At 70.8% G+C, this 22,376-nt stretch carries 22 protein-coding genes; 12 read left to right on the plus strand and 10 right to left on the minus strand.

Annotated elements, in window-relative coordinates:
* Window positions 1–32: 32 nt before the first annotated feature.
* The 6 genes from VGN74_RS07085 to VGN74_RS07110 form a co-directional block, all read right to left on the minus strand.
* The gene (locus VGN74_RS07085; protein ID WP_327446644.1) at window positions 33–1,052 is read right to left on the minus strand and encodes a beta-eliminating lyase-related protein; all 1,020 of its coding nucleotides are present in this window, start codon (window positions 1,050–1,052) and stop codon (window positions 33–35) included.
* A 3-nt stretch (window positions 1,053–1,055) separates the two neighbouring features.
* Entirely contained in the window at window positions 1,056–1,979 is a 924-nt protein-coding gene (locus VGN74_RS07090) for a mechanosensitive ion channel family protein (protein WP_327446645.1), read from the minus strand.
* A gap of 43 nt (window positions 1,980–2,022) precedes the next feature.
* Window positions 2,023–3,654: a cisplatin damage response ATP-dependent DNA ligase gene (locus VGN74_RS07095; RefSeq protein ID WP_327446646.1), complete on the minus strand. Its 1,632-nt coding sequence runs from the start codon at window positions 3,652–3,654 to the stop codon at window positions 2,023–2,025.
* A complete protein-coding gene (gene chrA, locus VGN74_RS07100) occupies window positions 3,651–4,826 on the minus strand; it encodes a chromate efflux transporter (protein ID WP_327446647.1) in 1,176 nt (391 codons plus the stop codon). The genes VGN74_RS07095 and chrA overlap by 4 nt, the downstream gene beginning before the upstream one ends.
* Window positions 4,827–4,919: 93 nt before the next feature.
* Window positions 4,920–6,734, minus strand: a complete 1,815-nt coding sequence (locus VGN74_RS07105; protein ID WP_327446648.1) for an ATP-binding protein — start codon at window positions 6,732–6,734, stop codon at window positions 4,920–4,922.
* 95 nt (window positions 6,735–6,829) lie between these two features.
* The gene (locus VGN74_RS07110; RefSeq protein ID WP_327446694.1) at window positions 6,830–7,126 is read right to left on the minus strand and encodes a BolA family protein; all 297 of its coding nucleotides are present in this window, start codon (window positions 7,124–7,126) and stop codon (window positions 6,830–6,832) included.
* A gap of 45 nt (window positions 7,127–7,171) precedes the next feature.
* On the opposite strand from VGN74_RS07110, the gene VGN74_RS07115 reads away from it, so the two are divergent.
* The 4 genes from VGN74_RS07115 (at window position 7,172) to VGN74_RS07130 (ending at window position 11,266) form a co-directional block, all read left to right on the plus strand.
* Complete coding sequence (locus VGN74_RS07115; protein WP_327446649.1) at window positions 7,172–7,840, plus strand: J domain-containing protein; 669 nt, start codon at window positions 7,172–7,174, stop codon at window positions 7,838–7,840.
* A gap of 51 nt (window positions 7,841–7,891) precedes the next feature.
* The gene (locus VGN74_RS07120) at window positions 7,892–8,317 is read left to right on the plus strand and encodes an organic hydroperoxide resistance protein (RefSeq protein ID WP_327446650.1); all 426 of its coding nucleotides are present in this window, start codon (window positions 7,892–7,894) and stop codon (window positions 8,315–8,317) included.
* Window positions 8,318–8,379: 62 nt separating this feature from the next.
* The gene (gene cobS / locus VGN74_RS07125; RefSeq protein WP_327446651.1) at window positions 8,380–9,384 is read left to right on the plus strand and encodes a cobaltochelatase subunit CobS; all 1,005 of its coding nucleotides are present in this window, start codon (window positions 8,380–8,382) and stop codon (window positions 9,382–9,384) included.
* Window positions 9,385–9,439: 55 nt separating this feature from the next.
* The gene (locus VGN74_RS07130; protein WP_327446652.1) at window positions 9,440–11,266 is read left to right on the plus strand and encodes an ATP-binding protein; all 1,827 of its coding nucleotides are present in this window, start codon (window positions 9,440–9,442) and stop codon (window positions 11,264–11,266) included.
* Window positions 11,267–11,273: 7 nt separating this feature from the next.
* Here VGN74_RS07130 and thiS read toward each other — a convergent pair whose 3' ends face one another.
* Complete coding sequence (gene thiS, locus VGN74_RS07135; RefSeq protein WP_327446653.1) at window positions 11,274–11,471, minus strand: sulfur carrier protein ThiS; 198 nt, start codon at window positions 11,469–11,471, stop codon at window positions 11,274–11,276.
* Between the two features lie 87 nt (window positions 11,472–11,558).
* Here thiS and aroQ point away from each other — a divergent pair, with 87 nt between their 5' ends.
* From aroQ to aat, 4 genes are read left to right on the plus strand one after another with little or no spacing between them, the layout of a single operon-like run.
* Window positions 11,559–12,014, plus strand: coding sequence for a type II 3-dehydroquinate dehydratase (aroQ, locus tag VGN74_RS07140; protein WP_327446654.1), 456 nt, complete (start codon window positions 11,559–11,561; stop codon window positions 12,012–12,014).
* A 14-nt stretch (window positions 12,015–12,028) separates the two neighbouring features.
* Window positions 12,029–12,526: an acetyl-CoA carboxylase biotin carboxyl carrier protein gene (gene accB, locus VGN74_RS07145; protein WP_327446655.1), complete on the plus strand. Its 498-nt coding sequence runs from the start codon at window positions 12,029–12,031 to the stop codon at window positions 12,524–12,526.
* 18 nt (window positions 12,527–12,544) lie between these two features.
* Window positions 12,545–13,897 carry an acetyl-CoA carboxylase biotin carboxylase subunit gene (gene accC, locus VGN74_RS07150; RefSeq protein WP_327446656.1) on the plus strand — a complete coding sequence of 451 codons (1,353 nt, stop codon included), beginning with the start codon at window positions 12,545–12,547 and terminating at the stop codon, window positions 13,895–13,897.
* An 8-nt stretch (window positions 13,898–13,905) separates the two neighbouring features.
* On the plus strand, window positions 13,906–14,562 hold the full coding sequence (aat, locus tag VGN74_RS07155; protein WP_327446657.1) for a leucyl/phenylalanyl-tRNA--protein transferase: 657 nt from the start codon (window positions 13,906–13,908) through the stop codon (window positions 14,560–14,562).
* Here aat and VGN74_RS07160 read toward each other — a convergent pair.
* Together VGN74_RS07160 and VGN74_RS07165 are read right to left on the minus strand one after the other, a co-directional pair.
* On the minus strand, window positions 14,529–15,152 hold the full coding sequence (locus tag VGN74_RS07160; protein ID WP_327446658.1) for a DUF2155 domain-containing protein: 624 nt from the start codon (window positions 15,150–15,152) through the stop codon (window positions 14,529–14,531). The two genes, aat and VGN74_RS07160, sit on opposite strands and share 34 nt — an antisense overlap.
* Complete coding sequence (locus VGN74_RS07165) at window positions 15,149–15,541, minus strand: NADH:ubiquinone oxidoreductase subunit NDUFA12 (protein ID WP_327446659.1); 393 nt, start codon at window positions 15,539–15,541, stop codon at window positions 15,149–15,151. Before VGN74_RS07165 ends, VGN74_RS07160 begins: the two co-directional genes overlap by 4 nt.
* Before the next feature lie 207 nt (window positions 15,542–15,748).
* Here VGN74_RS07165 and VGN74_RS07170 point away from each other — a divergent pair, with 207 nt between their 5' ends.
* The 4 genes from VGN74_RS07170 to VGN74_RS07185 all read left to right on the plus strand — a co-directional run bounded on the left by VGN74_RS07170 (window position 15,749) and on the right by VGN74_RS07185 (window position 20,426).
* Complete coding sequence (locus VGN74_RS07170) at window positions 15,749–18,511, plus strand: TSCPD domain-containing protein (RefSeq protein WP_327446660.1); 2,763 nt, start codon at window positions 15,749–15,751, stop codon at window positions 18,509–18,511.
* A 7-nt stretch (window positions 18,512–18,518) separates the two neighbouring features.
* Complete coding sequence (locus tag VGN74_RS07175; RefSeq protein WP_327446661.1) at window positions 18,519–18,938, plus strand: thioesterase family protein; 420 nt, start codon at window positions 18,519–18,521, stop codon at window positions 18,936–18,938.
* A gap of 55 nt (window positions 18,939–18,993) precedes the next feature.
* Window positions 18,994–19,491, plus strand: coding sequence for a pentapeptide repeat-containing protein (locus VGN74_RS07180; RefSeq protein ID WP_327446662.1), 498 nt, complete (start codon window positions 18,994–18,996; stop codon window positions 19,489–19,491).
* A gap of 62 nt (window positions 19,492–19,553) precedes the next feature.
* Entirely contained in the window at window positions 19,554–20,426 is an 873-nt protein-coding gene (locus VGN74_RS07185) for a pentapeptide repeat-containing protein (protein WP_327446663.1), read from the plus strand.
* 14 nt (window positions 20,427–20,440) lie between these two features.
* On the opposite strand, the gene aspS is transcribed toward VGN74_RS07185, so the two are convergent.
* Window positions 20,441–22,219, minus strand: coding sequence for an aspartate--tRNA ligase (gene aspS, locus VGN74_RS07190; RefSeq protein ID WP_327446664.1), 1,779 nt, complete (start codon window positions 22,217–22,219; stop codon window positions 20,441–20,443).
* Window positions 22,220–22,376: the final 157 nt, after the last annotated feature.

A 22,376-nucleotide genomic window follows, 5' to 3' on the forward strand; every position in this document is an offset into this window, starting at 1 on the left:
GGCGGGGACGCCGGGTCCCCGCAATGCGCGCCTCAGCCCGAGACCGCGACGATCGCGGCGATCAGCTCGTCGACCGCGGCCTCGGTGGTGGCCCAGGAGCAGACGAACCGCACCGAGCCGTCATCGAAGCGATAGCAGGCCCAGCCCGCCGCATTCAGCGCCGCGTGAGCGGCCGCCGGCATGCGGACGAAGACGGCATTGGCCTCGACCGCATGGGCCAGAACCCAAGGCGTGGCGCCGACAATGCCGGTCGCCAGCCGCAGGGCCATGGCGTTCGCGCGCGCCGCCCCCGCCTCCCACGCGCCGCTCTCCAGCAGGCCGAGCAGCGGCGCGGCCAGAAACCGCGTCTTCGAGGCCGTCTGACCGGCCTGCTTCAACCGGTTGTCGAGCCGGCGGGCGAGGCTCTTGTCGAACAGCACCAGCGCTTCGGTGCACAGGGCCCCGGCCTTGGCCCCGCCCAGCACCAGCGCGTCGACGCCCAGCCGGCTAATGGCCTTGAGATCGAACCCGGCGGCCGCGGCGTTGGCCAGCCGCGCGCCGTCCAGGTGCACCCCGTAGCCGCGCGCCTTGACCGGGGCGATCAGGGCTTCGAGCTCCTCGACCGTGTAGACCGCGCCATACTCGGTCGACTGCGTCAGGCTGAGGGCGGCCGGCGGCTGGCGGTGGCCGACCTCCGGTTCTTCCAGGGCGGCGGCGAGGGCGCGCGGATCGATCTTGCCCGAGAAGCCCGGCAGCCCGATCAGGCCGACGCCCTGACCGAAGAAGCCCGGCGCCCCGGTCTCGTCAGTGCAGACATGGGCTGCCTGGTGCGCCAGCACCGCCTCGAAGGGCCAGGCCAGCATCGACAGGGCGATGGCGTTGGCGGCGGTGCCGGAAAAGACGAACCGCACCTCGGCGTCGGCGTCGAGACGCTCCCGGATCAGGTCGGCCGTCCGCGCCGTGACCTCGTCGGCGCCATAGGCGCGCGCATATCCGGCGTTGGCGGCAGCGAGCCCCTCAAGGGCCGCCGGAGCCATGCCGGCGGTGTTGTCGGACGCAAAGTCGTAACGCATGGCTCAGGCCTCGCCGGATTCGCTCGGAACCGCCACGACGCGGGCGAAGGCGGCGTTCTTGCCCGGCACCTCGACCTGATGCGGGAAGGGAATCTCGATGCCCGCCGCGTCCAGCGCCTCCTTGCCGCCCTGCATCAGGTCGGCCTGGGTCTGCCACCAGTCGCCCGAGGCGACCCAGGCGTGCAGGGTGATCTGCACCGCGCTGTCCAGCAGCCCCGTCACGCCGGTCCAGGGCTCGGGATCCGCGAGCACCCGCTGATGGGCGGCCGCCACGCCCCGCAGCACCTCGCGCGCCGCGTCGAGATCCTCGCCGTAGCCGACGGTGAAATTGATCTCGACACGCCGGGTCCGCTGACCCGACAGATTGATGATCACGTCGCCCAGCACCTGCGAGTTGGGCACGACGATCTTGTGATTATTGGCGTTCGACAGCTGGGTGGTGAACAGGTCCAGCTTCTGGACCGAGCCGGCCACGTCGCGGATCTGCACCACATCGCCTACCCGGTAGGGCCGCAGCACCAGCAGCAGGACGCCGGCGGCCACGTTCGACAGGGTACCCTGGAGCGCGAGCCCGACGGCCAGCGACGCCGCGCCCAGCACGGCGATGATCGAGGTGGTCTGCACCCCCAGCCGCTGCAGCACCGCGATAAGTCCGACGATGATGACGCCGACGCGGATGACCTGGACGAGGAAGTTGAGGACCGTCTGGTCCTGGCGGAACCCGCGCAGCCGGCCAAGCCCCCGTCGCGCCGCGTGGCTGGCCCAGCGGGAGGCGAGCAGGGTCGCCGCGAGGATGAGGGCGGCAATCAACAGATTGACGGCGAGGTCGCCGGTCATCTCGACCAGCTTGGCGACCAGCGCCGCGTCGACGGCGACAGCGCGCTCGCCGGCGGCGATCGCCTCGGTCAGGGGCAACAGGGAGGACATGGGCCCGGTCTAGCGCCTCGGGCCGGGATGTGAACCCCTGACCTCACCGGACAAGGCGACCGCCGCCGCGCTCCATCGCCGCGAGGAGGTCCAGCACCTCGACCAGCGTCGCCGCTTCGCCTGCCGGCTTGTCCCAGCGAATCCGGCTGATGCGGGGGAAGCGCATGGCCACGCCGGACTTGTGGCGTGGCGAGCGCTGCAGCCCTTCGAAGGCGATCTCGAGCACCAGTCCCTCGGCTGGGCCGGCCCGGACCGACCGGACCGGGCCGAAGCGCTCAACCGTATGGTCGCGCACGAACTTGTCGAGCTGCTTCAGCTCGGCATCCGTGAAGCCGAAATAGGCCTTGCCCACCGGCGTCAGCGCCCCGGCCTCCGTCCAGACGCCGAAGGTGAAGTCGGAGTAGAAGCTGGACCGTTTGCCGTGGCCGCGCTGGGCATACATGAGAACGGCATCGATCACGTGCGGATCGCGCTTCCACTTGAACCACGGCCCCTTCGGCCGCCCGGCGAGGTAGGGCGAGTCCCGATGCTTGAGCATCAGCCCCTCGGCGGCGGCCCCGACCGGCGGATCCGCGCGGAGCTGCGCAAGGCTCTCCCAGTCTGAAAAGGGCACGAGCGGCGACAGGGTCAGCCGGGCAGGATCGGCCCGTTCCACGAGACCTTCCAACGCGGCCCGACGCGTCAGAAGCGGCCGGGACCGCCAGTCCTCTCCCGCCTCCGCCAGAAGGTCGTAGGCGATGATAGCCGCCGGACTCGCCGCCTGCAGCCGGGCGTCAGCGCTCCGGCGATTGAGGCGGCTCTGCAGCTCGGCGAACGGGGCGACCTGACCGTCGCGCAGGATCACCAGCTCCCCGTCTATGGCCCCCTCGAAGTCCAGCGCCGCCATGACGTCCGGGAAGGCGGCCGAAATCTCGTCCCCGGTGCGCGAGTACAGCCGCGCCACGCCGGCTTCCCGCACGGCCTGGACGCGGATTCCGTCCCATTTCCACTCCGCCACATAGTCGGCCGGCGAAAGACGCTCGAAGTCGACCGTCTCGTCCAGGGCGGTGGCCAGCATGACCGGCCGGAAGCGCCCCGGCGCGTCAGTTGAGGGGCGCGCGCCCCGCCCGTCCAGCCAGGCGAACAGATCGACATAGGGCGGCGACAGGGCGTGCCAGACCTCCTCGACGCTGGCCACGTCGATGGCCTGGTCCGCCGCAACCTGAGCCGCCGCCGTCTTGGCCAGACGCGCGGACAATCCGACCCGCAAGCCGCCCGTCAGCAACTTCAGCAAGGCCCAGCGTCCGGTCGGCTCCAGCCCATCGAGCCAGCGCTCGATCAGGCCGGGGACCTCCGCCCGCCCCGCGGCGGCGAGGGTCTCGACCACCTCGTTGAGGTCCGGGGCGCGGTTGGGCCGGGAGGCCGGCGCGGGCCAGATCAGGGCGACTGTCTCGGCGAGATCCCCGACATAGTCGTAGGACCAGCCGAACAGCACGGGGTCGACCCGCGCCTCGACCGCCCGGCGGATCATGGCCGGCTTGGCCGCGTCGAAGGCGAGGTCCCCGGTCAGGGCCGCCAGCGCCCAGCCCCGCTCGGGATCGGGTGTCGTCCTGAGATAGTCGCGCACCAGAACCAGCTTGGCGTTGCGTGACGACGTCAGCGCCAGCCGGTCCAGCAGCTCTGCGAAGGCCTTCATGCGGCGGCGAGACCGGCCAGGGCGGCGATGAGGACCACAAGCGGCGTTGGCAGGCGAAATACGGTCAGCATCAGCAAGGCCCCGAGGGCGATCAGGACGGTCCCCGGAGAGCGAAACGCCTCGGGCGCAACCGTGTTCAGGAAGGCCGCTCCCAGCAGGCCGGTCGCCGCCGCCCCGGCGAGCGCAAGACTGCCCCGCACCCGCGCCGACCGGCGCAGGCGAGGCCACAGGGGCTCCAGTCCCAACACCAGCAGCGCCCCCGGCAGGAACAGGGCGAGCATGACCGCAAGCCCCTGCAGCAGCCCGCCCTCCACCGCGCCCAGATAGGCCCCGAAGGCGAACAGCGGCCCGGGCAGGGCCTGGGCGGCGCCATAGCCGGCCATGAAGGTGTCGCGGTCCAGCCAGCCCTGGCCGACGAACTCGCCCTCAAGCAACGGCAGCACTGCATGGCCGCCGCCGAACACCAGGGCGCCCGACACATAGGCTGCCGCGGCCGGCGTCGGCGGCAGGGCGACCGCGAGGGCCAGCAGGGCGGCGGCGCCCCCGAGCAAAAGGCCGCCAGTCATCAGCGCCTGCCGCGAGGGCGGGTCGGCGTCGCCGCGCGCCGCTCCGGCTGGCGCGACAAGCCCCGCCGGCGGGAGGATGGCGCCCATCACGAGCGCGACCGTGAGGATCCAGAGCTGCCCCGCGGCGCCGTAGCCCAGCGCCGCCAGCGCCGCGACGAGCAGAACGATGGCGCGCTGCAGATCAGGGGCCGTCTGACGCGCCATCTGCACCACCGCGATCAGCACGATGGCGGCGGCCGCCGCCTTGAGACCGCTCGCCCACCCGGGGCCCAGCGTCCCGAGCAGGCCGGGGGCTGCAAGGGCGAGAACCAGCATCAGAACGGCCGAGGGGGCCGTAAAGCCGACGAAGGCGGCCAGTGCGCCGCGCCAGCCCGCCAGTCGCCAGCCGATCGCCAGCCCCGCCTGGCTCGACGCCGGTCCCGGCAGCGCCTGGCTGACGGCGACGATCTCGGCGAAGCCGTCCGGCGCGATCCAGCGTCGGCGGTCGACGATGTCGCGATGAAAATGGCCGATGTGCGCCACAGGGCCGCCGAACGCGGTCAGGCCAAGGCCGAGGAAGGCCCGGCCAACCTCGATCCAGCCGGGCCGGGGCGTCTCGCTGTCCATGCCGCAGCTATAGGCCCGGGCGGACCTCCGGGGAACGCCGACAGGCGCAGGAAGCGGCGGGCCGATGGCCGCAGCTGCGACGCCTGCCGGACGTCAGGCCGCCGCCGACTCGCGGGTCTCCGGACTGCAGGCGCGCACGCCCTCGCGGCCCTCGCCAACCCGGGCCATCAGCTGGGCCAGGGCCTGGAAGTCGATCGGCTTGTTGAGATAGGCGTCCGCGCCGGCGGCCAGACCCGCCTCATGATCTTCATGACGGGCCGAGGCGGACAGCACGACGATGGGCGTCTCGCGATTCGGGCCGGCGGCCGAGCGCAGCCGCCGCGTGGCGGTCAGGCCGTCCATGACCGGCATGTTCACGTCCATAACGATCAGGTCGAAGGCCTGGTCACGGGCCAGATCCAGCGCCAGTTCGCCATTCTCGGCCGAGGCCGTGACGTGACCGGCGGAGGTCATCCACGCCTCCAGGATCATGCGGTTGACCGGGTGATCCTCGACCACCAGCACCTTGAGGCTGGCGCCGCCGCCCACCTCCGCGGTGATCGCCGCGACCGGCTCGGCCTCGGCCCAGCTGACCACCTCGGCCTCGCAGCTGAAGGTGAAGGTCGACCCGACGCCCGGCTCCGACGTGACGCTGATGTCCCCGTTCATGATCTGCGCCATGCGGCGCGCGATGGTGAGCCCGAGGCCCGTGCCCCCGAAACGGCGCGTGGATGAGTTGTCCACCTGGGTGAAGGGCTGGAACAGCCGGGCGAGGTCTTCCGGCGCAATCCCGGTGCCGCTGTCGGACACCTCGAAGGCCAGTCGGCAGCGACGTTCGCTCAGCCGCTCGCCACGGATGATGTAGCGGACCTCGCCCTGATCGGTGAACTTCACGGCATTGGACAGCAGGTTCTGGATCACCTGCCCCACCCGCAGCGGATCGCCGCGGACCACCTTGGGCACCTCGCCCTCGGTCGCCATGGTGAAGCGGATGCCCTTGGCCTCCGCCTGGGCGGCGAAGGCCGCCGAGCCGCGACGCGCCAGTTCGGCCATGTCCACGTCGACGACCTCGAAGGTCATCTTGCCCGCCTCGATCTTGGTCATGTCGAGGATGTCGTTGAGCAGGCCCAGAAGGCTGTCGCCCGAATTGCGGATGATCGACAGATACTCCCGCTGGGTGCTGTCGAGATTGGTCGCGCTCATGAGCTGGGCGGCGCCGAGAACCCCGTTCATCGGCGTGCGCAGCTCGTGCGAAATGACGCCCAGGAAACTGGACTTGGCGGCGCTGGCGGCATTGGCCTTGTCGCGCGCCGCTTCCAGTTCGGCGATCAGGTGGGCCTGATGGTCCTGGAATTCGTTGATCCGCGCCTCGCGGATCAGGCCCATCGTCACCAGCACGAACAGGCCGGAGCCGATCGGCGGGATCATGCCGACCAGCGGCCAGAAGGTGGGCGTGCCCCAGCTCGACACGAGGAACCAGACGGTCACCACCGAATAGGGCGACGAGATCAGGAGGGCCTGCTTGGGCGACTGACGCAGTTGCGAGAAAACAAGCACATAGCCTGAAACGATCAGGGCGATTGCAAGCGCCTGGCTGAACGGATGAGGTGCATGCCACGCCAGCACCGGCGCGACCGCCCAGGCGCAGGTCGTGATCGTCGCCACCGCCGGAAAAACCAGTCCCCAGCCGTCGCCGACCCGGGTCTGCACCTGACGCTCCACGGCGCTGCGCAGCAAGCCCGCCGCCGTCGTCGCCACAAACCAGGCCGCCCCGGCAAGAGGGCCGACGGTGGTGATCAGGCCCAGCGCCCAGGTGGCGATGATCAGGTAGCGGAGATACTGGGTCTGCAGGATCGCCGTCAGCGCCTGCGCCGCCTCGCTGGCGCGCGCGCTCCCGGCGCCGGCCGTCGCGGTCTCACCCCCCACCATACACGTCTCCCACGCACTGTTCACCCAGAACGCTAGGGGAAACCTGCTAAGGCGGGGTGAACAAAAAAGCGTCGCAATCTGGGCGCTTGCGCGCCTCAGCTGACCTCGTCCGGCGCGAGCGCCCGAATGGACAGGGCGTGGACCGGCCCGGCAAGCTCCTCACGGAGGGCCGCATTGATGCGTCGCTGCCGCTCAACCCGGGATAGACCAGCAAAAGCCTGGGCCACAATCTCGAGGTTGAAGTGGCTTTCGCCGCCGGGTCGGGCGTCGATCCCCCCCTCATGGTGATGACCGGCGTGCCGGGCGCTGTCGTCGACCAGTTCGAGGCGTTCCGGCGCGAAGGCGACGGTCAGTTTTTCGTGGATGGCGCGCGCCACGGGCCCTTGCGTCATTGCGGCTTCCTTGAAGACGTCCAAATCAGCCTTACACTTCGGGCGATGGCCGCCGCGTTTCAATACAAGCCGCGCTTCACCGACATCCGGGTGAAGCCCCCCCGCCCCGAAGAGGAGGCGGCGGAAGCTGATGTCACGCGCCTGAAGCCCGGCGAGGTGCGCTGCGAATGGCCCGACTGTGTCCGCGCCGCCGCGGCCCGGGCCCCGAAATCGCGCGAGCGCCTGAACGACTTCTACCAGTTCTGTCAGCCGCACGCGGGCGAGTACAACAAGAGCTGGAACTTCTACGCCGGCATGAGCGAGGGCGAGATCCGCGCCGCCCAGGAGAACGAGGCGATGACCGGCGGTCGCCCGACCTGGGAGATGAAGGCCGGCAAGATGAGCCGCGAGGCCGCCGCCTTCGCCGCCAAGATGGGAACGGCCAACACCGAAGGCGCAGGCACGTGGCGCGACAGCTTCGGCCTGTTCGGCCGCCGCGGGGCCTATACGCCGCCGAAAGAAGAGGCCGGGGCCCACCTCGGGCGACTGGAGCGCCAGGCCCTCGCCGACCTCGACCTCGACGCCGGCGCGGACAAGGCGGCGGTCAAGCGGCGCTATCACGAGATGCTCAAGCGCTTCCATCCGGACACCAACGGCGGCGATCGCACGGCGGAGGCCAAGCTGCAGCGGGTCATCAAGGCCTGGAAGACGCTGAAGAAGGCCGGGATGGCCTAGCGATCCGCCGCAGGGCGCCTAGGTCTCTGGCTCAACCCCAAGGAGCCTCCCATGGACCTTCTCTATATCGCCCACGCCACCGCCTCCGGCGGCGGTCGCGCCGGCCGGGCCGCCACCGATGACGGCAAGATCGACGTCTCCCTCTCCGTGCCCCAGGGCATGGGCGGCGATGACGGACCGGGAACCAACCCCGAGCAGCTGTTCGCCACCGGCTACGCCGCCTGCTACCTCGGCGCCCTGCGGCTGGTGTCCGGCAAAGCCGGCACGCCGGTCGGCCCCGATACCCGGGTGCACGCCTCGGTCGGCATCGGCCCGAACACCCGCGGCGAGGGCTTCAACCTCGATATCGCGCTGAAGATCACCGATCACGGCCTCGATGAGGCGGCCATCGACGCCCTCATCCAGGCGGCGCATCAGGTGTGCCCCTACTCCAACGCCACCCGCGGCAATGTGGACGTTCGGCTGAGCGCGGGCTGAGTTGCGGGTCCAATCGCCGCGCGCGTGTTGAGCCGCGCGCGGCGGGCCTCTAAGTGGGGCCCATGACCTCTCCTCTCGACTCCACGCCCGATCCGCTGCTGACCCTTGAGCCGCACCGCAAGGTGACGGTGCGCGAGGCCTTCGGTGTCGATTCGGACATGCAGGTCCCTTGCTTCGCCGAACGCGACAGCCATGTGCCGGAGATCGACGAAGCCTACCGGTTCGACCCGCAGACGACGCTGAGCATCTGCGCCGGCTTCGCCTTCGACCGCCGCGTGATGGTCCAAGGCTATCACGGCACCGGCAAGTCGACGCACATCGAGCAGGTGGCGGCCCGCCTCAACTGGCCTCTGGTGCGCGTCAACCTCGACAGCCACGTGTCGCGGATTGACCTCGTCGGCAAGGACGCCATCGTCCTGAAGGACGGCAAGCAGGTCACCGAGTTCCGAGAGGGCATGCTGCCCTGGGCGCTGCAGCGCCCGATCGCCCTGGTGTTCGACGAGTACGATGCGGGCCGCCCGGACGTGATGTTCGTCATCCAGCGCGTGCTGGAGGCCCAGGGACGGCTCACCCTGCTGGACCAGAACCGGGTCATTCGCCCCAACCGCTGGTTCCGCCTGTTCGCCACCTCCAACACCATCGGGCTGGGCGATACCTCGGGGCTCTACCACGGGGCCCAGCAGATCAATCAGGCCCAGCTCGACCGCTGGAACATCGTCACGACGCTGAACTACCTCGACCACGACGTGGAGGCCGAGATCGTGGTGGCCAAGGCGCCGGAGTACGCCACGGCCGAGGGCCGCCGGCAGGTGGCCGCCATGGTCCGCGTTGCCGACATGACCCGCAACGCCTTCATGAACGGCGACATCTCGACCGTGATGAGCCCGCGCACCGTGATCACCTGGGCCCAGAACGCCCTGATCTTCAACGGCGACCTCGGCCTCGCTTTCCGCCTGACGTTCCTGAACAAGTGCGACGAGCTGGAACGGCCCCAGATCGCCGAGTTCTATCAGCGCGCCTTTGGCGAGGACCTGCCGGAAGCGGCCACGCGCGTGAAGGTGGGCTGACTCCTACCTGCGCGGCTTTGACGCGATTTTAAGTCGCACCGCCCAGGGTGGCGGCATGAGCGACGGGCTGAACACAGCGGGCGACTCCGCCGAATATCTGCGGGCCTATGCTGGCCGCTACCGGGACATGTTCGCGATCCGGCTGGCGACCATCGCCGCCGTCAGCGTGCTGGCCGTCTGGCTGCTCGGGTGGAGCTGGGGGGCGAATTTCGCCCTGTGTCAGCTCGCCCTTTACGCCCTGCTCTGGCGCGAGGTCCAGGTCGTCGAGCGGCGCGCTGACGCGCCATCGGCACACCGCCGATTGAGCACAAGCACCGAGCTGATCACGCTCGGCCTCGCGACCCACAACGCCCTGTTCGCCCTGGCCGTCTGGCTTGAGCACCCCGAGCTGGCCCCGCACATCGCGCTGCTGCTGGCCGGCAATCTGATGGTCGGCGCGCTCCAGGTGCACGTCAGCCGACTTGGCTTCGCGGCCGCCGTCGTGCCCCCGTCGGTCGCCATGCTGAGCATGGTCACCACAATTGCCCCGGACAACACCGGCCTCCAGATGAGCGTGGTCGCCTTCCTCCTGGCGATGATCGGGGCGGCCTGGCGTCAGTGGATCACGGACCGCCAGACCGTCGACATGGCGGTGGCGGCTACCGGCCGCTCCGCCCAGCTGCAGGCGGCGCTCGCCGAGGCTGAAGCCGCCCGGATTTGCGCCGATCAGGCCAGCGCGGCCAAGTCACGTTTCCTCGCCATGATCAGCCACGAGGTCCGGACGCCGCTGAACGTGATGCTCGGGCTCACCGAGGTGATCAAGGCCCGCCCGAGGCCTGCGGACGAAGCGGCGCTCGTGTCCGATATGGGCGAGGCCGGCGAGATGTTGCTGCGACTGCTGAACGACGCTCTGGACCTGTCCAAGATCGAGTCCGGAAAGGCCGAGCTTCATGCGGCGCCCGTCGATCTCGGCGAGCGGGTCGAGGCGATCGCCCGCGTCTGGCGCTCGCGTGCGCATGAAATGGGCCTGACCCTGGCATTTGACCTGGAGGGCGCCGCCGGGGACTTTCAGGTCTTGACGGATCAGGCGCGTCTCGAGCGGGTCCTGATCAACTACCTGTCCAATGCGCTCAAGCTCACCGCCGCAGGCGTGGTCCGGCTGGTCGCGCGGGCCGAGCCCCGGGACGACGGAAGGGTCGACCTCACCTTCGAGGTCCACGATCAGGGCCCCGGCGTCCCGGCGGGTCAGCACGACAGGATTTTCCAGCCGTTCGAGCAGCTGGAGGCCGGGCGCGAGGCTGGCGGAACGGGCCTCGGCCTCGCCCTGTGTCGCGCGGCTGCGCAGGCGCTGGGCGGCGAGGTCGGGGTTCGCGATGCGGCCCCCCATGGCGCGATCTTCTGGATGCGATTCTCGGCCGATCGGGCTGTGCCCGCGCAGGTCTCCGAGGTCCGCACTGGCGGGGCGCCCCTCGACGGCGAGATCATCCGCCCGCTGAAGGTGCTTGCCGCTGAAGATCATCCGGCCAACCGCAAGCTGCTGACCCTGCTGCTCGGAACCCTGGGCCAGGATCTGGTGGTGGTCGAGAATGGCGCCGAGGCCGTCGCCGCGCTGCGGCGCGAGACCTTCGACCTCGTGCTCATGGACGTGATGATGCCGGTCATGGACGGCGTCGCCGCCCTCGCCGCCATTCGCGCCGAGGAAGCTGCAAGCGGGCGTACGCCCGTCCGCATCCACATGCTGACGGCCAATGTGTTCGACGAGGACGTGGCCCGCTATCGCGCGGCCGGCGCCGACGGCGTGCTGCGCAAGCCGATCGAGATTCCGGCGCTGCAGGCGGCGCTCGAGGCGGCGGCGGCCGACGCCCCCGCGGCTGCGGAACCGGACCTTCGCCTGCGGGCCTGACGCGCCGTCAGCCGCCGCCGACGAACTGCACGATCTCGATGCGGTCGCCCTCGGCGACCGGGGTTTCGCCGTGCAGGCTGCGCGGCACGATCTCGAGATTCCGCTCGATCGCCACCTTGCGCGGATCGAGCCCGAGGGTCTCGACCAGCTCCAGAAGCGTCACGGACGACACCTCCCGCGGTTCACCGTTGATCTGGACCCGCATAACCTCGCGTCACCTTTCCTGAACGCGCCGCTTTGACCGGCGATGCGGGTCCGCTAAAAGGCCCGCCCGACTCTGCGGCTGGAGCGCATGCCCCACACCCCTGTCCTCTACGTGCTGAACGGCCCCAACCTCAACCTGCTGGGGACCCGGGAACCGGACGTCTACGGCCGCGACACCCTCGCGGACGTCGAGGCCCTGTGCCGCACCGCGGCCGAGGGGGCCGAGGTCGTGTTCCGCCAGTCCAACGACGAGGGGCGGCTGATCGACTGGCTTCACGAAGCCGGCGAAAAGGCCGACGCCGTGGTGTTCAATCCGGCAGCGTACAGCCACACCTCCGTCGCCCTGCACGACGCCATCAAGGCGCTCGCCATTCCCGTGGTGGAGTGTCACCTGTCCAATCCGGCGGCGCGCGAGGCGTTCCGTCATCACTCCTACGTCTCGCCGGTCGCGGCGGGCGTGGTTTCGGGCTTCGGCCCCTTCAGCTACGACCTGGCCGTCCGGGCCGCGCTGCGGCTCGCCCGCGCGCGCGCCGCGCGGTCCTGAGGAGCTTGCCTTCCATGTCCGATTCCAAGAAAGCCGAAGCCATCGACGCCGCTCTCGTGCGGCAACTGGCCGATATCCTGAAGGAAACCGAGCTGACCGAGATCGAGGTCGAGCGCGGCGACCTGAAGATCAAGGTCAAGCGCGAGATCACCGTCGCGGCCGCCCCGGTCACCTATGCCGCCGCGCCGGCGCCGGTCGCCCACGCGGCGCCGGCCGCCGCCCCCGCGGCCGCCCCTGCCGCCCCTGCCGCCCCGGCGCCCGCTCCGGCCCGCGCGGGAGAAGAGGTAAAGTCGCCGATGGTCGGCACCGCCTATCTGGCCCCGGCCCCGGGCGCCGACGCCTTCATCAAGCCCGGCGACAAGGTCAAGAAGGGCCAGACCCTGCTGATCGTCGAGGCCATGAAGACGATGAACCCGATCACCTCGCCGCGCGACGGCGTGGTGGCCGAGATCGTCGTCGGCGACGCCCAGCCGGTCGAGTTCGGCGAGCCGCTCGTCGTCCTCGAGGCCTGAGCGGCGAAGGGCTGATCCATGTTCACCAAGGTCCTGATCGCCAACCGCGGCGAAATCGCCCTGCGCATCCACCGCGCCTGCAAGGAGATGGGCATCTCCACCGTCGCGGTGCACTCCGAGGCGGATCGCGGGGCCATGTGGGTCCGCCTCGCCGACGAGAGCGTGTGTATCGGGCCCGCCCAGGCGTCGAAGTCGTACCTCAACATCCCCTCGATCATCGCCGCGGCGGAGATCACCGGGGCCCAGGCCATCCACCCCGGTTACGGCTTCCTGTCGGAGAACGCCCGCTTCGCCGAGATCGTCGAGGCGCACGGGATGACCTTCATCGGTCCGCGCCCCGAGCACATCCGCATCATGGGCGACAAGATTACCGCCAAGCAGACGGCCAAGGACTCCGGCATCCCGGTCGTCCCCGGCTCTGACGGCGAGGTCGAGACCGTCGAGGCGGCGATCAAGGCCGCCAAGGCCATCGGCTTCCCCCTGATCGTCAAGGCGGCGGCCGGCGGCGGTGGGCGCGGGATGAAGGTCGCCCTGACCCCCGAGAGCCTGACCGAGGCGGTGCAGACCGCCCAGTCCGAGGCCCTCGCCGCCTTCGGCAACGGCGCCGTCTACATGGAGCGCTACCTCCAGAAGCCGCGCCACATCGAGATCCAGGTGATCGCCGACAGCCACGGCAATGTGGTGCACCTCGGCGAGCGCGACTGCTCGCTGCAGCGTCGCCACCAGAAGGTGCTGGAGGAGGCCCCCTCCCCCGCCCTCGACGCCGCCGGCCGCGAGAAGATCGGCAAGACCGTCACCGACGCCATCCGCAAGATCGGCTATCTCGGCGTCGGCACCATCGAGTTCCTGTGGGAGGACGGCGAGTTCTTCTTCATCGAGATGAACACCCGTCTGCAGGTCGAGCATCCGGTCACCGAGATGATCACCGGCGTCGACCTGGTGCGCGAGCAGATCCGCATCGCGGCGGGCCTGCCCCTGTCCTTCACCCAGGAGGACGTGGTGTTCGAGGGCCACGCCATCGAGTGCCGCATCAACGCCGAGAACCCCGAAACCTTCACCCCCTCGCCGGGCAAGGTGAACGACTTCCACGCCCCGGGCGGCCTCGGCGTGCGGCTGGATAGCGCCATCTTTGCCGGCTATTCGATCCCGCCCTACTACGACAGCCTGATCGGCAAGCTGATCGTCCATGGCCGCGACCGCGAGGAATGCCTCGCGCGCCTCAAGCGCAGCCTCGGCGAGATGGTCGTCGGCGGCATCGACACCACCATTCCCCTGTTCCAGAAGCTGCTGCAGGAGCCGGACATCCTGTCCGGCGACTATGACATCCACTGGCTGGAGAAGTGGGCCAAGCGCCAGAAGGGCGAGGCCTGACGCGCCACATGTTCGGCCCGGACCAGCTCCTGGCCGCCTATGCCTCGGGCGTCTTCCCGATGGGCGAGGCGCGCGACGACCCGCGCGTCTTCCTCGTCGAGCCCGAACGGCGCGGCGTCATCCCGCTGGACGCCTTCCACATTCCGTCACGGCTGCAACGCACGGTGCGCGCCGAGCCGTTCGAGGTGCGGGTCGATACGGCCTTCCCGGCGGTGCTGGATGCCTGCGCCGCCCCGGGGCCCGGGCGCGAGGACACCTGGATCAACGGGCCGATCCGCGGCCTCTATCTGGAGCTGGCGCGGCGTGGCCACGTCCATAGCGTCGAGTGCTGGCGCGACGGGACCCTCGTGGGCGGCCTCTACGGCGTGACGCTCGGCGGCGCCTTCTTCGGCGAAAGCATGTTCAGCCGCGCCACCGACGCCTCCAAGGTCGCGCTTGTGCATCTGGTCGCGCGCCTGCGCCGCGGCGGCTGGGTCCTGCTGGACGCCCAGTTCATGACCGACCACCTGCAGCAGTTCGGCGCGCAGGAGATCAGCCAGGCGGAGTACCTGCGCCGGCTGGCGCCCGCGCTGGGCGTTTCGCCAGATCCCGCCGGTTTCGCCGCACCGATGGCCGGGGCGGAGGCCGTCCCCTATGCCCGGCAGCCCACGACCCAGGCGTCATAGACCGGGTGATCAATCGTGCTGAGGCCGGGGGTGGAGGCGAACATCCAGCCTCGGAACAGCTGGCGCGTCTGCGGCTGTACCGCCCCGCGCGGCTGCAGGCTGACCTCGAGATAGGCCACCGCGTCCTCGTCGCGCTCATCGGCCGCCGACACCTCGCAGGCGCGGGCCGTGACGATCAGGGCGTTGTTGAAGCGCACCGGACGGCCGCCGACCTCGACCTCGAACCGCATGGTCTCGGCGGTAATCTTGTCGAGCGCCTGGACCACGACGATCGGGCGGCGTTGACGCGGCTGAGGCGTCTCCGGCTCCTCGGGCTGGGCAGCCGCCGCGGTCTCGGTGTCCTCGTCCTCGCCCTCCGGCGCGACCTCGGCGGTCTCGACGGCCGGAGCCGGGGTTGCAGCCGGCGCAGGTACGGCGGGCGGCGTCAGTTCCTGCAGGGCGGCCCCGACGGGATCCGCAGGCGCGCTCTGGGGCTCGGCCGGCGGGGTCTGCGGTACAGTCGGATCCTGAACAGCCTGGGCCAGACCGGCCGCCGACGCCGCCAGAGCGACGAGCGCGGCCCCCAGCAGCCAGCGGCCCCGGCCGGTCATTCCGGCCTCCAGGCCTCATAGTCGCCCGTCGCCGCCGGGCGTTGTCCGCCGGCGGCCAGCGAGCCGGGCGGCCGCCACGCCATCGGGGTGCCCGACAGGTTCGGCAGATAGGGGCGTTCCCACGACTGGGTCGGCAGCGGCTGCTCGGTCGGCGGCAGGTCGAAGGTGTAGTGCAGCCAGCCGAACCAGTCCGGCGACACCTTCGAGGCGTCGGCATAGCCGTTGTAGATCACCCAGCGCCGACGACGGCCGTCGTAGCTGACGTTGTCCTTGCTCTCGTAGTAGCGGTTGCCGAACTCGTCCGATCCGACCAGCCGACCGCGACGGCCCACAGTGAACAGGGTGCCGATGGTCGCGCCGTTCCACCAGGTGAAGATCTTGTCCAGCACAGCTCGTCGCTCGTCTCGGGAGGGGGCCGGGAATGCGGCCCGACGTCGGCGCGGATCATAGAAACCGCAAGCCCCGGCGTCCAGCGGCGCGACGCCGCCCGGCACGCCCACATCTTGGGGGTAAGTCCAAAGCGACCCCCCAGATTTATTGTCGGCTCCCGGCAGACGCTCTAGTCTCGACCGAGACCCGTCGAGGGGGAGTCCGCCGTGCGAGTCCCGACCCGTTTCGTTCCCCTGGCCGCCGCCGTGCGCCGCACGCCGCGCGAGGTCGAGCGCGGCCCTCAGATACTTGAGATTTCCGCCCCCGCCGGCTGGACCACCGCGCGTCTCGACGCCTGGCTGGACTGGGCGGCGCAGCAGCCGTCCGATCTGCCGCGAATCGCCTCGGCGGGAACCGCGGCGGTGACAGACGCCCTCGGCGTCGAGGCCTGGGCGGGGCGACTGGCCGCCTGGGGCCGCGCGATCGGCATTTTCGGCGGGGCGAAGGATACCGACGTCTTCGCCGCCGAACTGGCGGCCGCGGTGTGGCTGGGCCTGATCGCCCCCGGAGCCGGTCGGCGCGACGGCCTGCGCGCCCACCCGGTGGCCGACGACCTGCTGTCCCCGCCACAGGTCGGGCGGCTGCTCGATCTCGGGGAGCCTGACGGCCTCGTCCGGCTCGCGGATCGCGCCGCCGCCCTGGAGGCCCGCGCGCTGGAGGCGGACGCCGTCGCCGCAGCCGCCGCCGCCCTCGCCCAGGTGAGCGCGGCCGTGCGCCGCTGCGACGGGCCGCCGGACGCCTGCGCCGACCCGGCCCGGAACCCGGCGCTTGCCCGCGCCGCCTGGACCGCCCGCCGGACCGGGGCCAGCGACGCCGCCATCCTCGGCGCCATCGCGGCGCCGCCGGTCGAGGCGCTGTCGACTCCGCGCCCCCCCCTCCCGGCCCTCGTCGCCCTGGCCGACCCCGAACGGCTCGCGGCGGGCGCCCCGGAGGCCGCCGCCGCCATCGCCGCGGCGCGCGACGGTCGCCTGACCCTCGCCTTCACGCCCGACGACGCCGAGGCAGCGGCCCTCCTTGAGGCCGCACCGACCATCGCCATCGCCCTGCCCGCCTGCGAGCACTGGCTGGGCGACAGTGCCGACGCCTTCGAGGGCCTGGTCCGGCTGGCGACCCTGGCGGCGGAGATCGAACTCGCCGCCGGCTACGCCGACACGGACGAGGCGGCCGCGGCGCGGCGGCTCGCCCGCCCCCTGGCGCTGGCGCTGTCCGGGGCCACGGAGGCGCTGCTGGCCCGCGGCGTCGCCGCCGACAGCCCGGAGGCGGGACGCTGGCTGACAGCCCGCGCCAGCCTCGTCGCCGCCGTCGCCGGCCGGACCTCGGTCGAGCTGTCCGCCCGGCTCGGCCCCTGCCCGGCCTGGGCCGCGGATGCCGGCGAAACCCTTCAGGCCCTTGAGACCCGACTGCTGGCCGCCGAGGCGCCGGACCATCCGATGGCGCAGCGGGCGGCGGCCCTGTTCGAGCAAACCCGCGAGGCCCTCGGGCGGGACGGCCGCCGGCACCAGATCATCGCCCTCACTGAAGCGGACGGGGAACTGGCCCTCCGCCTCGGTCTCGACGGGGGCTGGGCCCGGTCCTTCGCCGAGACCGGTGATGGCGAGGTGATCGCGGTGCTCGCCCCGGCGATGGCGTCCGGTCTGGCCGCCCATGACGCCGACCTCGGCGAGGCGGAACGCCATCTGTTCGGCCGCCGCACCCTCGCCGGTGCGCCCGGTCTGGACCACGAGCGGCTGCGTGGTCTCGGCTTCACCGACGCCGAGCTCGCCGTGGTGGAGGTCGCCCTCGGCGCCGCCGACAGCCTTGAAGCGGCCTTCGCCGCCCTAGACCCGGGATTCGTTCGGGACGTGCTGGGCGTCACGCCCGACAGCCCCGGCGACCTGCTGGACCACCTCGGCGTCTCCCTTGAGGATCGGGCCGCCGCCTCGGCCCATGCGCTCGGCGCCGGCGACCTCACCGACTGGGCGGGCGCGCCGGCCGCCGCCGGCCTGCTGGCCCCGCCGTCCCCCGAGACGCGGATGTCCCTGAGGCGGATCTGCGAGCGCTTCAGCGACGCCCCGGACCTGACCCCGCTGGTCCTGCCGTGGTCCGTCGATGGCCAGGCCGGCGCGCGTCGGCTGGCCATGGCCGTGCAGGAGGGTCGTCGGGCGATCCGGCTGCACCCGGCTGCGCCTCCCTCCAGCCTCCAGCTGACCCTGCCTGATCCTGTCGAGGCCCGGCCGGCCGCGGCCGTGTCTGCGCCGCCGCCCGCGGAACCGCGCATCGTCGAGCGGGTGGTCGAGCGCGACCGGGCCCGCCGCAAGCTGCCCGACCGCCGCAAGGGCTACATCCAGAAGGCGGCCGTCGGCGGCCACAAGGTCTACATCCATACCGGCGAGTATGAGGACGGCGAGCTCGGCGAGATCTTCATCGACATGCACAAGGAAGGCGCCGCCTTCCGGAGCCTGATGAACAACTTCGCCATCGCCATCTCGATCGGCCTGCAATACGGCGTGCCGCTCGACGAGTTCGTCGACGCCTTCGTCTTCACCCGCTTCGAGCCCTCCGGCCGGGTCACCGGCAACGACTCGATCCGCTCGGCGACATCGATCCTCGACTACATCTTCCGCGAGCTGGGCGTGTCCTATCTGGGCCGCAGCGAGCTGGCCAACGCCGACCCGGACGCCCTCAATCCCGACGGGCTCGCGCCCGGCGCCGGCGCCGACGCGGCCAACGAACCCGTGCCCGCCGCCCGCTACATCTCGAAGGGCTTCGCCCGCGGGGCGGCGCCGGACAATCTCGTCGTACTGCCGTTCGGCCGGCGGGACGAGGCGACGCCGGCGGCGGCCAATGTCGAGGCCGAGGCCTGCCCGGCCTGTGGCGACCTCGCCCTGCAGCAAAAGGGCGGCGGCTGGGTCTGCGACACTTGCGGGGCCGCGCCCTCGATGCAGGGCTGAGGCTCGCATGAGCGTCTCCCCGTCCCTCTTCCGCCACGCCCTGCGGGTGCGCTGGAGCGAGGTCGATCCTCAGGGCGTCGTCTTCAACCCGAACTACTTCGTCTACGCCGACGTGGCCGGGACCGAGTTTTTCCGCAGCATCGGCGTGCTGCAGACCACCGTGCCCGATCTGCTGGAGTGCTATGCGGTCGACGCCCAGGCGCAGTTCAAGGCCCCGGCGCGCTTCGACGATCTGCTCGACATCACCGTGGCGGCGGAGCGGCTGGGCCGCTCGAGCTTCACCCTGGCCATCGACATTCACCGCGACGGGACCCTGCTGGTAGCCGTGCGCATGGTCTATGTCCGGGCCCACGACGGCGTGTCCGTGGCCCTGAGCGACGACTTCCGGGCCCGGCTGGCGGCGGCGGGAGGTCAGAACGCCGCCTGACCGCTTCAGCGAATGGTAAACTCCCGGCGCGATCATGGCAGGGAAGGAGCCCGCCATGACCCGTCGCCCCGTCGCGATCACCGCCATCCTGCTCGCCATCGCCGCGGCGAGCGCCCCGGCCCAGGCCCAGAATGCCGGCCAGATCGACCGCGTGCGCAGCGGCGGGGCCTGTCCGGGCTGCAACCTGTTCCAGGCGGACCTGACCGGCCTTGAACGCAGCGGCCTCAATCTCGCGGGCGCGCGGCTACGCCAGGCCGAGCTGTCGCTGGTGGTGCTCAACCGCGCAAACCTGTCACGGGCCGACCTGCGCGATGTCAACGCCTATGGCGGCGTGTTCGGCGGCGCCAGTTTCAGCGGCGCGAACCTCACCAATGCCAGCTTCGTCGGGACCTATCTGGAGGGCGCCAACTTCTCCGGCGCCACCCTGACCGGCGCGAACTTTTCGGGGGCCGAGATGGCCACGGCGCGCGGTCTGACCCAGGCGCGTCTGAGCGCCGCCTGTGGCGACGCCACGACCCGCCTGCCGGCTGGCCTGCACATTCCGACCTGCTGACGGCCTTGAAACTTACCGCGATTTAAGTAGGCGCCCCCCGCCGTCGGGCGCATCTAGAGACCATGACCGCCGCTTCCCGCGCCCCCTTCTGGCTTTCCGCCCTGGCCGTTCTGGCCCTCGGCGGCGCCGCGCACGCGGAACAGCTGTCCGCCTATCAGGACCGCGACGTCGCCCGCATGGTCTCGTTCGGGGGCAGCTGCCGCGGCTGCGAGCTGTCGGGCCGAAATCTGTCCGGCGCCTCGTTCGTCGGCGCCACCTTCACCGACGCCAATCTGGTCGGCGCCAACCTTCGCGGCGCCGAGCTGCTGGGCTCCAACTTCTCCGGCAGCGACTTCACCCGCGCCGACCTGCGCGGGGTGTCGGTCATGGGCGCGGATTTCAGCCGCGCCGTGTTCCACGACGCCGACCTGTCGGACGCGGACGCCCAGGGGGTCCGCTTCCGCGACGGCGACCTGCGGGACGTCAACCTGCGCGACGCCGATCTGGTCGGCGCAGACTTCTCCGGCGCCGACCTGCGCGACGGGCGCTTCGATTCCAGCGAAATCTTCGGCGCGAACCTGCAGCGGGCGCGCGCCGCGGGCGCCTCGTTCCGCGATGCGGACCTGACGGGCGCCAATCTCTCGAACGGGGATTTCGCCGGCGCGTCGTTCCGCGACAGCAATCTGTCAGGCGCTCGCCTGGGCGACGCCCGGCTTGTCGGTGCAGACCTTCGGGATGCGGAGATGAGCCGCACCGACCTGCGCGGCGCTGATCTCAGCCGGGCGCGAAACCTGACCCAGAGCCAGCTCAACCAGGCCTGTGGCGACAACGCCACACGGGTTCCGCGAGGGCTGGAGGTCCGCACCTGCCGCGGCGGCCGCCCGGTGGTGGTCATTCCCGTCCGGCCGCCGGCGCCGCCCGCCACGCCCCGTAATCTCGCCGCCAACGGCGGCTGAGGCCGCAACCCCGATCAGACCTTGATCGGGGGCGCCAGGCGGATGTGCACGTCCTTGAGCTGACGCTCGGCCGCCTCGGTCGGGGCGTTCATCAGCAGGTCCTCGCCCTGCTGGTTCAGCGGGAAGGCGATGACCTCGCGGATGGCCGTCTCGCCGGCCAGCAGCATGACGATGCGGTCGATGCCCGGGGCCAGACCGCCGTGCGGCGGGGCGCCGTACTTGAAGGCGTTGAACATGCCGCCGAACTGCGCCTCGACGACTTCCGGCCCGTAGCCGGCGATCTCGAAGGCCTTGAGCATGATCTCCGGCTTGTGATTCCGGATTGCGCCCGAGCACAGCTCGTAGCCGTTGCAGACGATGTCGTACTGATAGGCGAGGACCTCGAGCGGATCCTTCGACGTCAGCGCCTCCATCTCGCCCTGCGGCATGGAGAAGGGGTTGTGGCTGAAGTCGACCTTCTTCTCGTCCTCGTTCCACTCGAACATCGGGAAGTCGACGATCCAGCAGAAGCGGAAGGCATCGTCGCCGATCAGGCCCAGTTCCTGGCCGACGCGGGTCCGGGCCGAGCCGGCGAACTTGTAGAAGGCCTTCGGGTCACCGGCGACGAAGAAGGCGGCGTCACCCTGGCCGAGGCCGAGCGCGGTCATCAGGGCCTGGGTCTGGTCCTGGCCGAGGTTCTTGGCGATCGGGCCGCCCCAGGCGCCCTGGTCATCCGACCAGAAGATATAGCCGAGGCCCGGCTGGCCCTCGCCCTGGGCCCAGCTGTTCATGCGATCGCAGAAAGCGCGGCTGCCGCCCTTCGGGGCCGGGATGGCCCAGACGGCATTGCTTGAGGTCTCGAGGATCCGGGCAAACAGCCCGAAGCCGCCGCCGCGGAAATGCTCCGAGACATCCGACATTTCGATCGGATTCCTGAGGTCCGGCTTGTCGGTGCCGTACTTCGAGATTGCGTCGCGGTAGGGGATGCGCACGAACGGATAGGGATCGACCGCCTTGCCGTCGGCGAACTCCTCGAACACGCCATGCATGACAGGCTCGATCGCCGCAAAAACATCCTCTTGCGTCACGAAACTCATCTCGACGTCGAGCTGGTAGAACTCCAGCGAGCGGTCGGCGCGCAGGTCCTCGTCGCGGAAGCAGGGGGCGATCTGGAAGTAGCGGTCGAAGCCCGACACCATCAGCAGCTGCTTGAACTGCTGCGGCGCCTGCGGAAGGGCGTAGAACTTGCCCGGGTGCATCCGGCTCGGCACCAGGAAGTCGCGCGCGCCTTCCGGCGAGGAGGCCGTCAGGATCGGGGTCTGGTATTCGAGGAAGCCCTGCTCGACCATGCGCTGGCGGATCGAGGAGATCACCTTCGAACGCAGCACAATGTTGCGGTGAAGCGTCTCGCGGCGCAGGTCGAGGAAGCGGTTCTTGAGGCGGATCTCTTCCGGGTACTCCGGCTCGCCGAACACCGGCAGCGGCAGCTCGGCGGCTTCCGACAGGACCTCGACCGCCTTGACCCGCACCTCGATCTCGCCGGTCGGCAGGTTGGCGTTGACCGTCCCGGCCTCCCGCGCCACCACCTCGCCGTCGATGCGGATGACGCTTTCGGCGCGCAGCCGTTCGACCACCGCAAAGCCCGGCGTTTCCGGGTGCAGCACCAGCTGGGTCAGGCCGTAGTGATCGCGCAGGTCGATGAACAGCAGGCCGCCATGGTCGCGCTTGCGGTGAACCCAGCCGGACAGGCGAACCTGGGCCCCGGCGTCGGTCAGTCGGAGAGCGCCGCAGGTATGGGAGCGATAGGCGTGCATGATCAGGTCTTCGGCTCAGCGGGGAAGGACATCGACCGCCGCAGGCGGCGGAAAGCGGCGTAGGGCGCATCAACCTTCCGCCTTGTCAAGCAAGCTCATCCACAGGCCGGCGCGGCTTGTCCACGATCCCGGACAGGCGCGCTGATTCGGGACCGCA

The sequence above is a fragment of the Brevundimonas sp. genome (assembly GCF_035998205.1).
In the GTDB taxonomy this organism is placed as follows: Bacteria; Pseudomonadota; Alphaproteobacteria; order Caulobacterales; family Caulobacteraceae; genus Brevundimonas.

What these genes read in the sequence shown, in the direction of transcription:
- VGN74_RS07085 (WP_327446644.1), bottom strand. Translation starts at nt 1,052, where the DNA reads ATGCGTTACGACTTTGCGTCCGACAACACCGCCGGCATGGCTCCGGCG.
- VGN74_RS07090 (WP_327446645.1), bottom strand. Translation starts at nt 1,979, where the DNA reads ATGTCCTCCCTGTTGCCCCTGACCGAGGCGATCGCCGCCGGCGAGCGC.
- VGN74_RS07095 (WP_327446646.1), bottom strand. Translation starts at nt 3,654, where the DNA reads ATGAAGGCCTTCGCAGAGCTGCTGGACCGGCTGGCGCTGACGTCGTCA.
- chrA (WP_327446647.1), bottom strand. Translation starts at nt 4,826, where the DNA reads ATGGACAGCGAGACGCCCCGGCCCGGCTGGATCGAGGTTGGCCGGGCC.
- VGN74_RS07105 (WP_327446648.1), bottom strand. Translation starts at nt 6,734, where the DNA reads ATGGTGGGGGGTGAGACCGCGACGGCCGGCGCCGGGAGCGCGCGCGCC.
- VGN74_RS07110 (WP_327446694.1), bottom strand. Translation starts at nt 7,126, where the DNA reads ATGACGCAAGGGCCCGTGGCGCGCGCCATCCACGAAAAACTGACCGTC.
- VGN74_RS07115 (WP_327446649.1), top strand. Translation starts at nt 7,172, where the DNA reads ATGGCCGCCGCGTTTCAATACAAGCCGCGCTTCACCGACATCCGGGTG.
- VGN74_RS07120 (WP_327446650.1), top strand. Translation starts at nt 7,892, where the DNA reads ATGGACCTTCTCTATATCGCCCACGCCACCGCCTCCGGCGGCGGTCGC.
- cobS (WP_327446651.1), top strand. Translation starts at nt 8,380, where the DNA reads ATGACCTCTCCTCTCGACTCCACGCCCGATCCGCTGCTGACCCTTGAG.
- VGN74_RS07130 (WP_327446652.1), top strand. Translation starts at nt 9,440, where the DNA reads ATGAGCGACGGGCTGAACACAGCGGGCGACTCCGCCGAATATCTGCGG.
- thiS (WP_327446653.1), bottom strand. Translation starts at nt 11,471, where the DNA reads ATGCGGGTCCAGATCAACGGTGAACCGCGGGAGGTGTCGTCCGTGACG.
- aroQ (WP_327446654.1), top strand. Translation starts at nt 11,559, where the DNA reads ATGCCCCACACCCCTGTCCTCTACGTGCTGAACGGCCCCAACCTCAAC.
- accB (WP_327446655.1), top strand. Translation starts at nt 12,029, where the DNA reads ATGTCCGATTCCAAGAAAGCCGAAGCCATCGACGCCGCTCTCGTGCGG.
- accC (WP_327446656.1), top strand. Translation starts at nt 12,545, where the DNA reads ATGTTCACCAAGGTCCTGATCGCCAACCGCGGCGAAATCGCCCTGCGC.
- aat (WP_327446657.1), top strand. Translation starts at nt 13,906, where the DNA reads ATGTTCGGCCCGGACCAGCTCCTGGCCGCCTATGCCTCGGGCGTCTTC.
- VGN74_RS07160 (WP_327446658.1), bottom strand. Translation starts at nt 15,152, where the DNA reads ATGACCGGCCGGGGCCGCTGGCTGCTGGGGGCCGCGCTCGTCGCTCTG.
- VGN74_RS07175 (WP_327446661.1), top strand. Translation starts at nt 18,519, where the DNA reads ATGAGCGTCTCCCCGTCCCTCTTCCGCCACGCCCTGCGGGTGCGCTGG.
- VGN74_RS07180 (WP_327446662.1), top strand. Translation starts at nt 18,994, where the DNA reads ATGACCCGTCGCCCCGTCGCGATCACCGCCATCCTGCTCGCCATCGCC.
- VGN74_RS07185 (WP_327446663.1), top strand. Translation starts at nt 19,554, where the DNA reads ATGACCGCCGCTTCCCGCGCCCCCTTCTGGCTTTCCGCCCTGGCCGTT.
- aspS (WP_327446664.1), bottom strand. Translation starts at nt 22,219, where the DNA reads ATGCACGCCTATCGCTCCCATACCTGCGGCGCTCTCCGACTGACCGAC.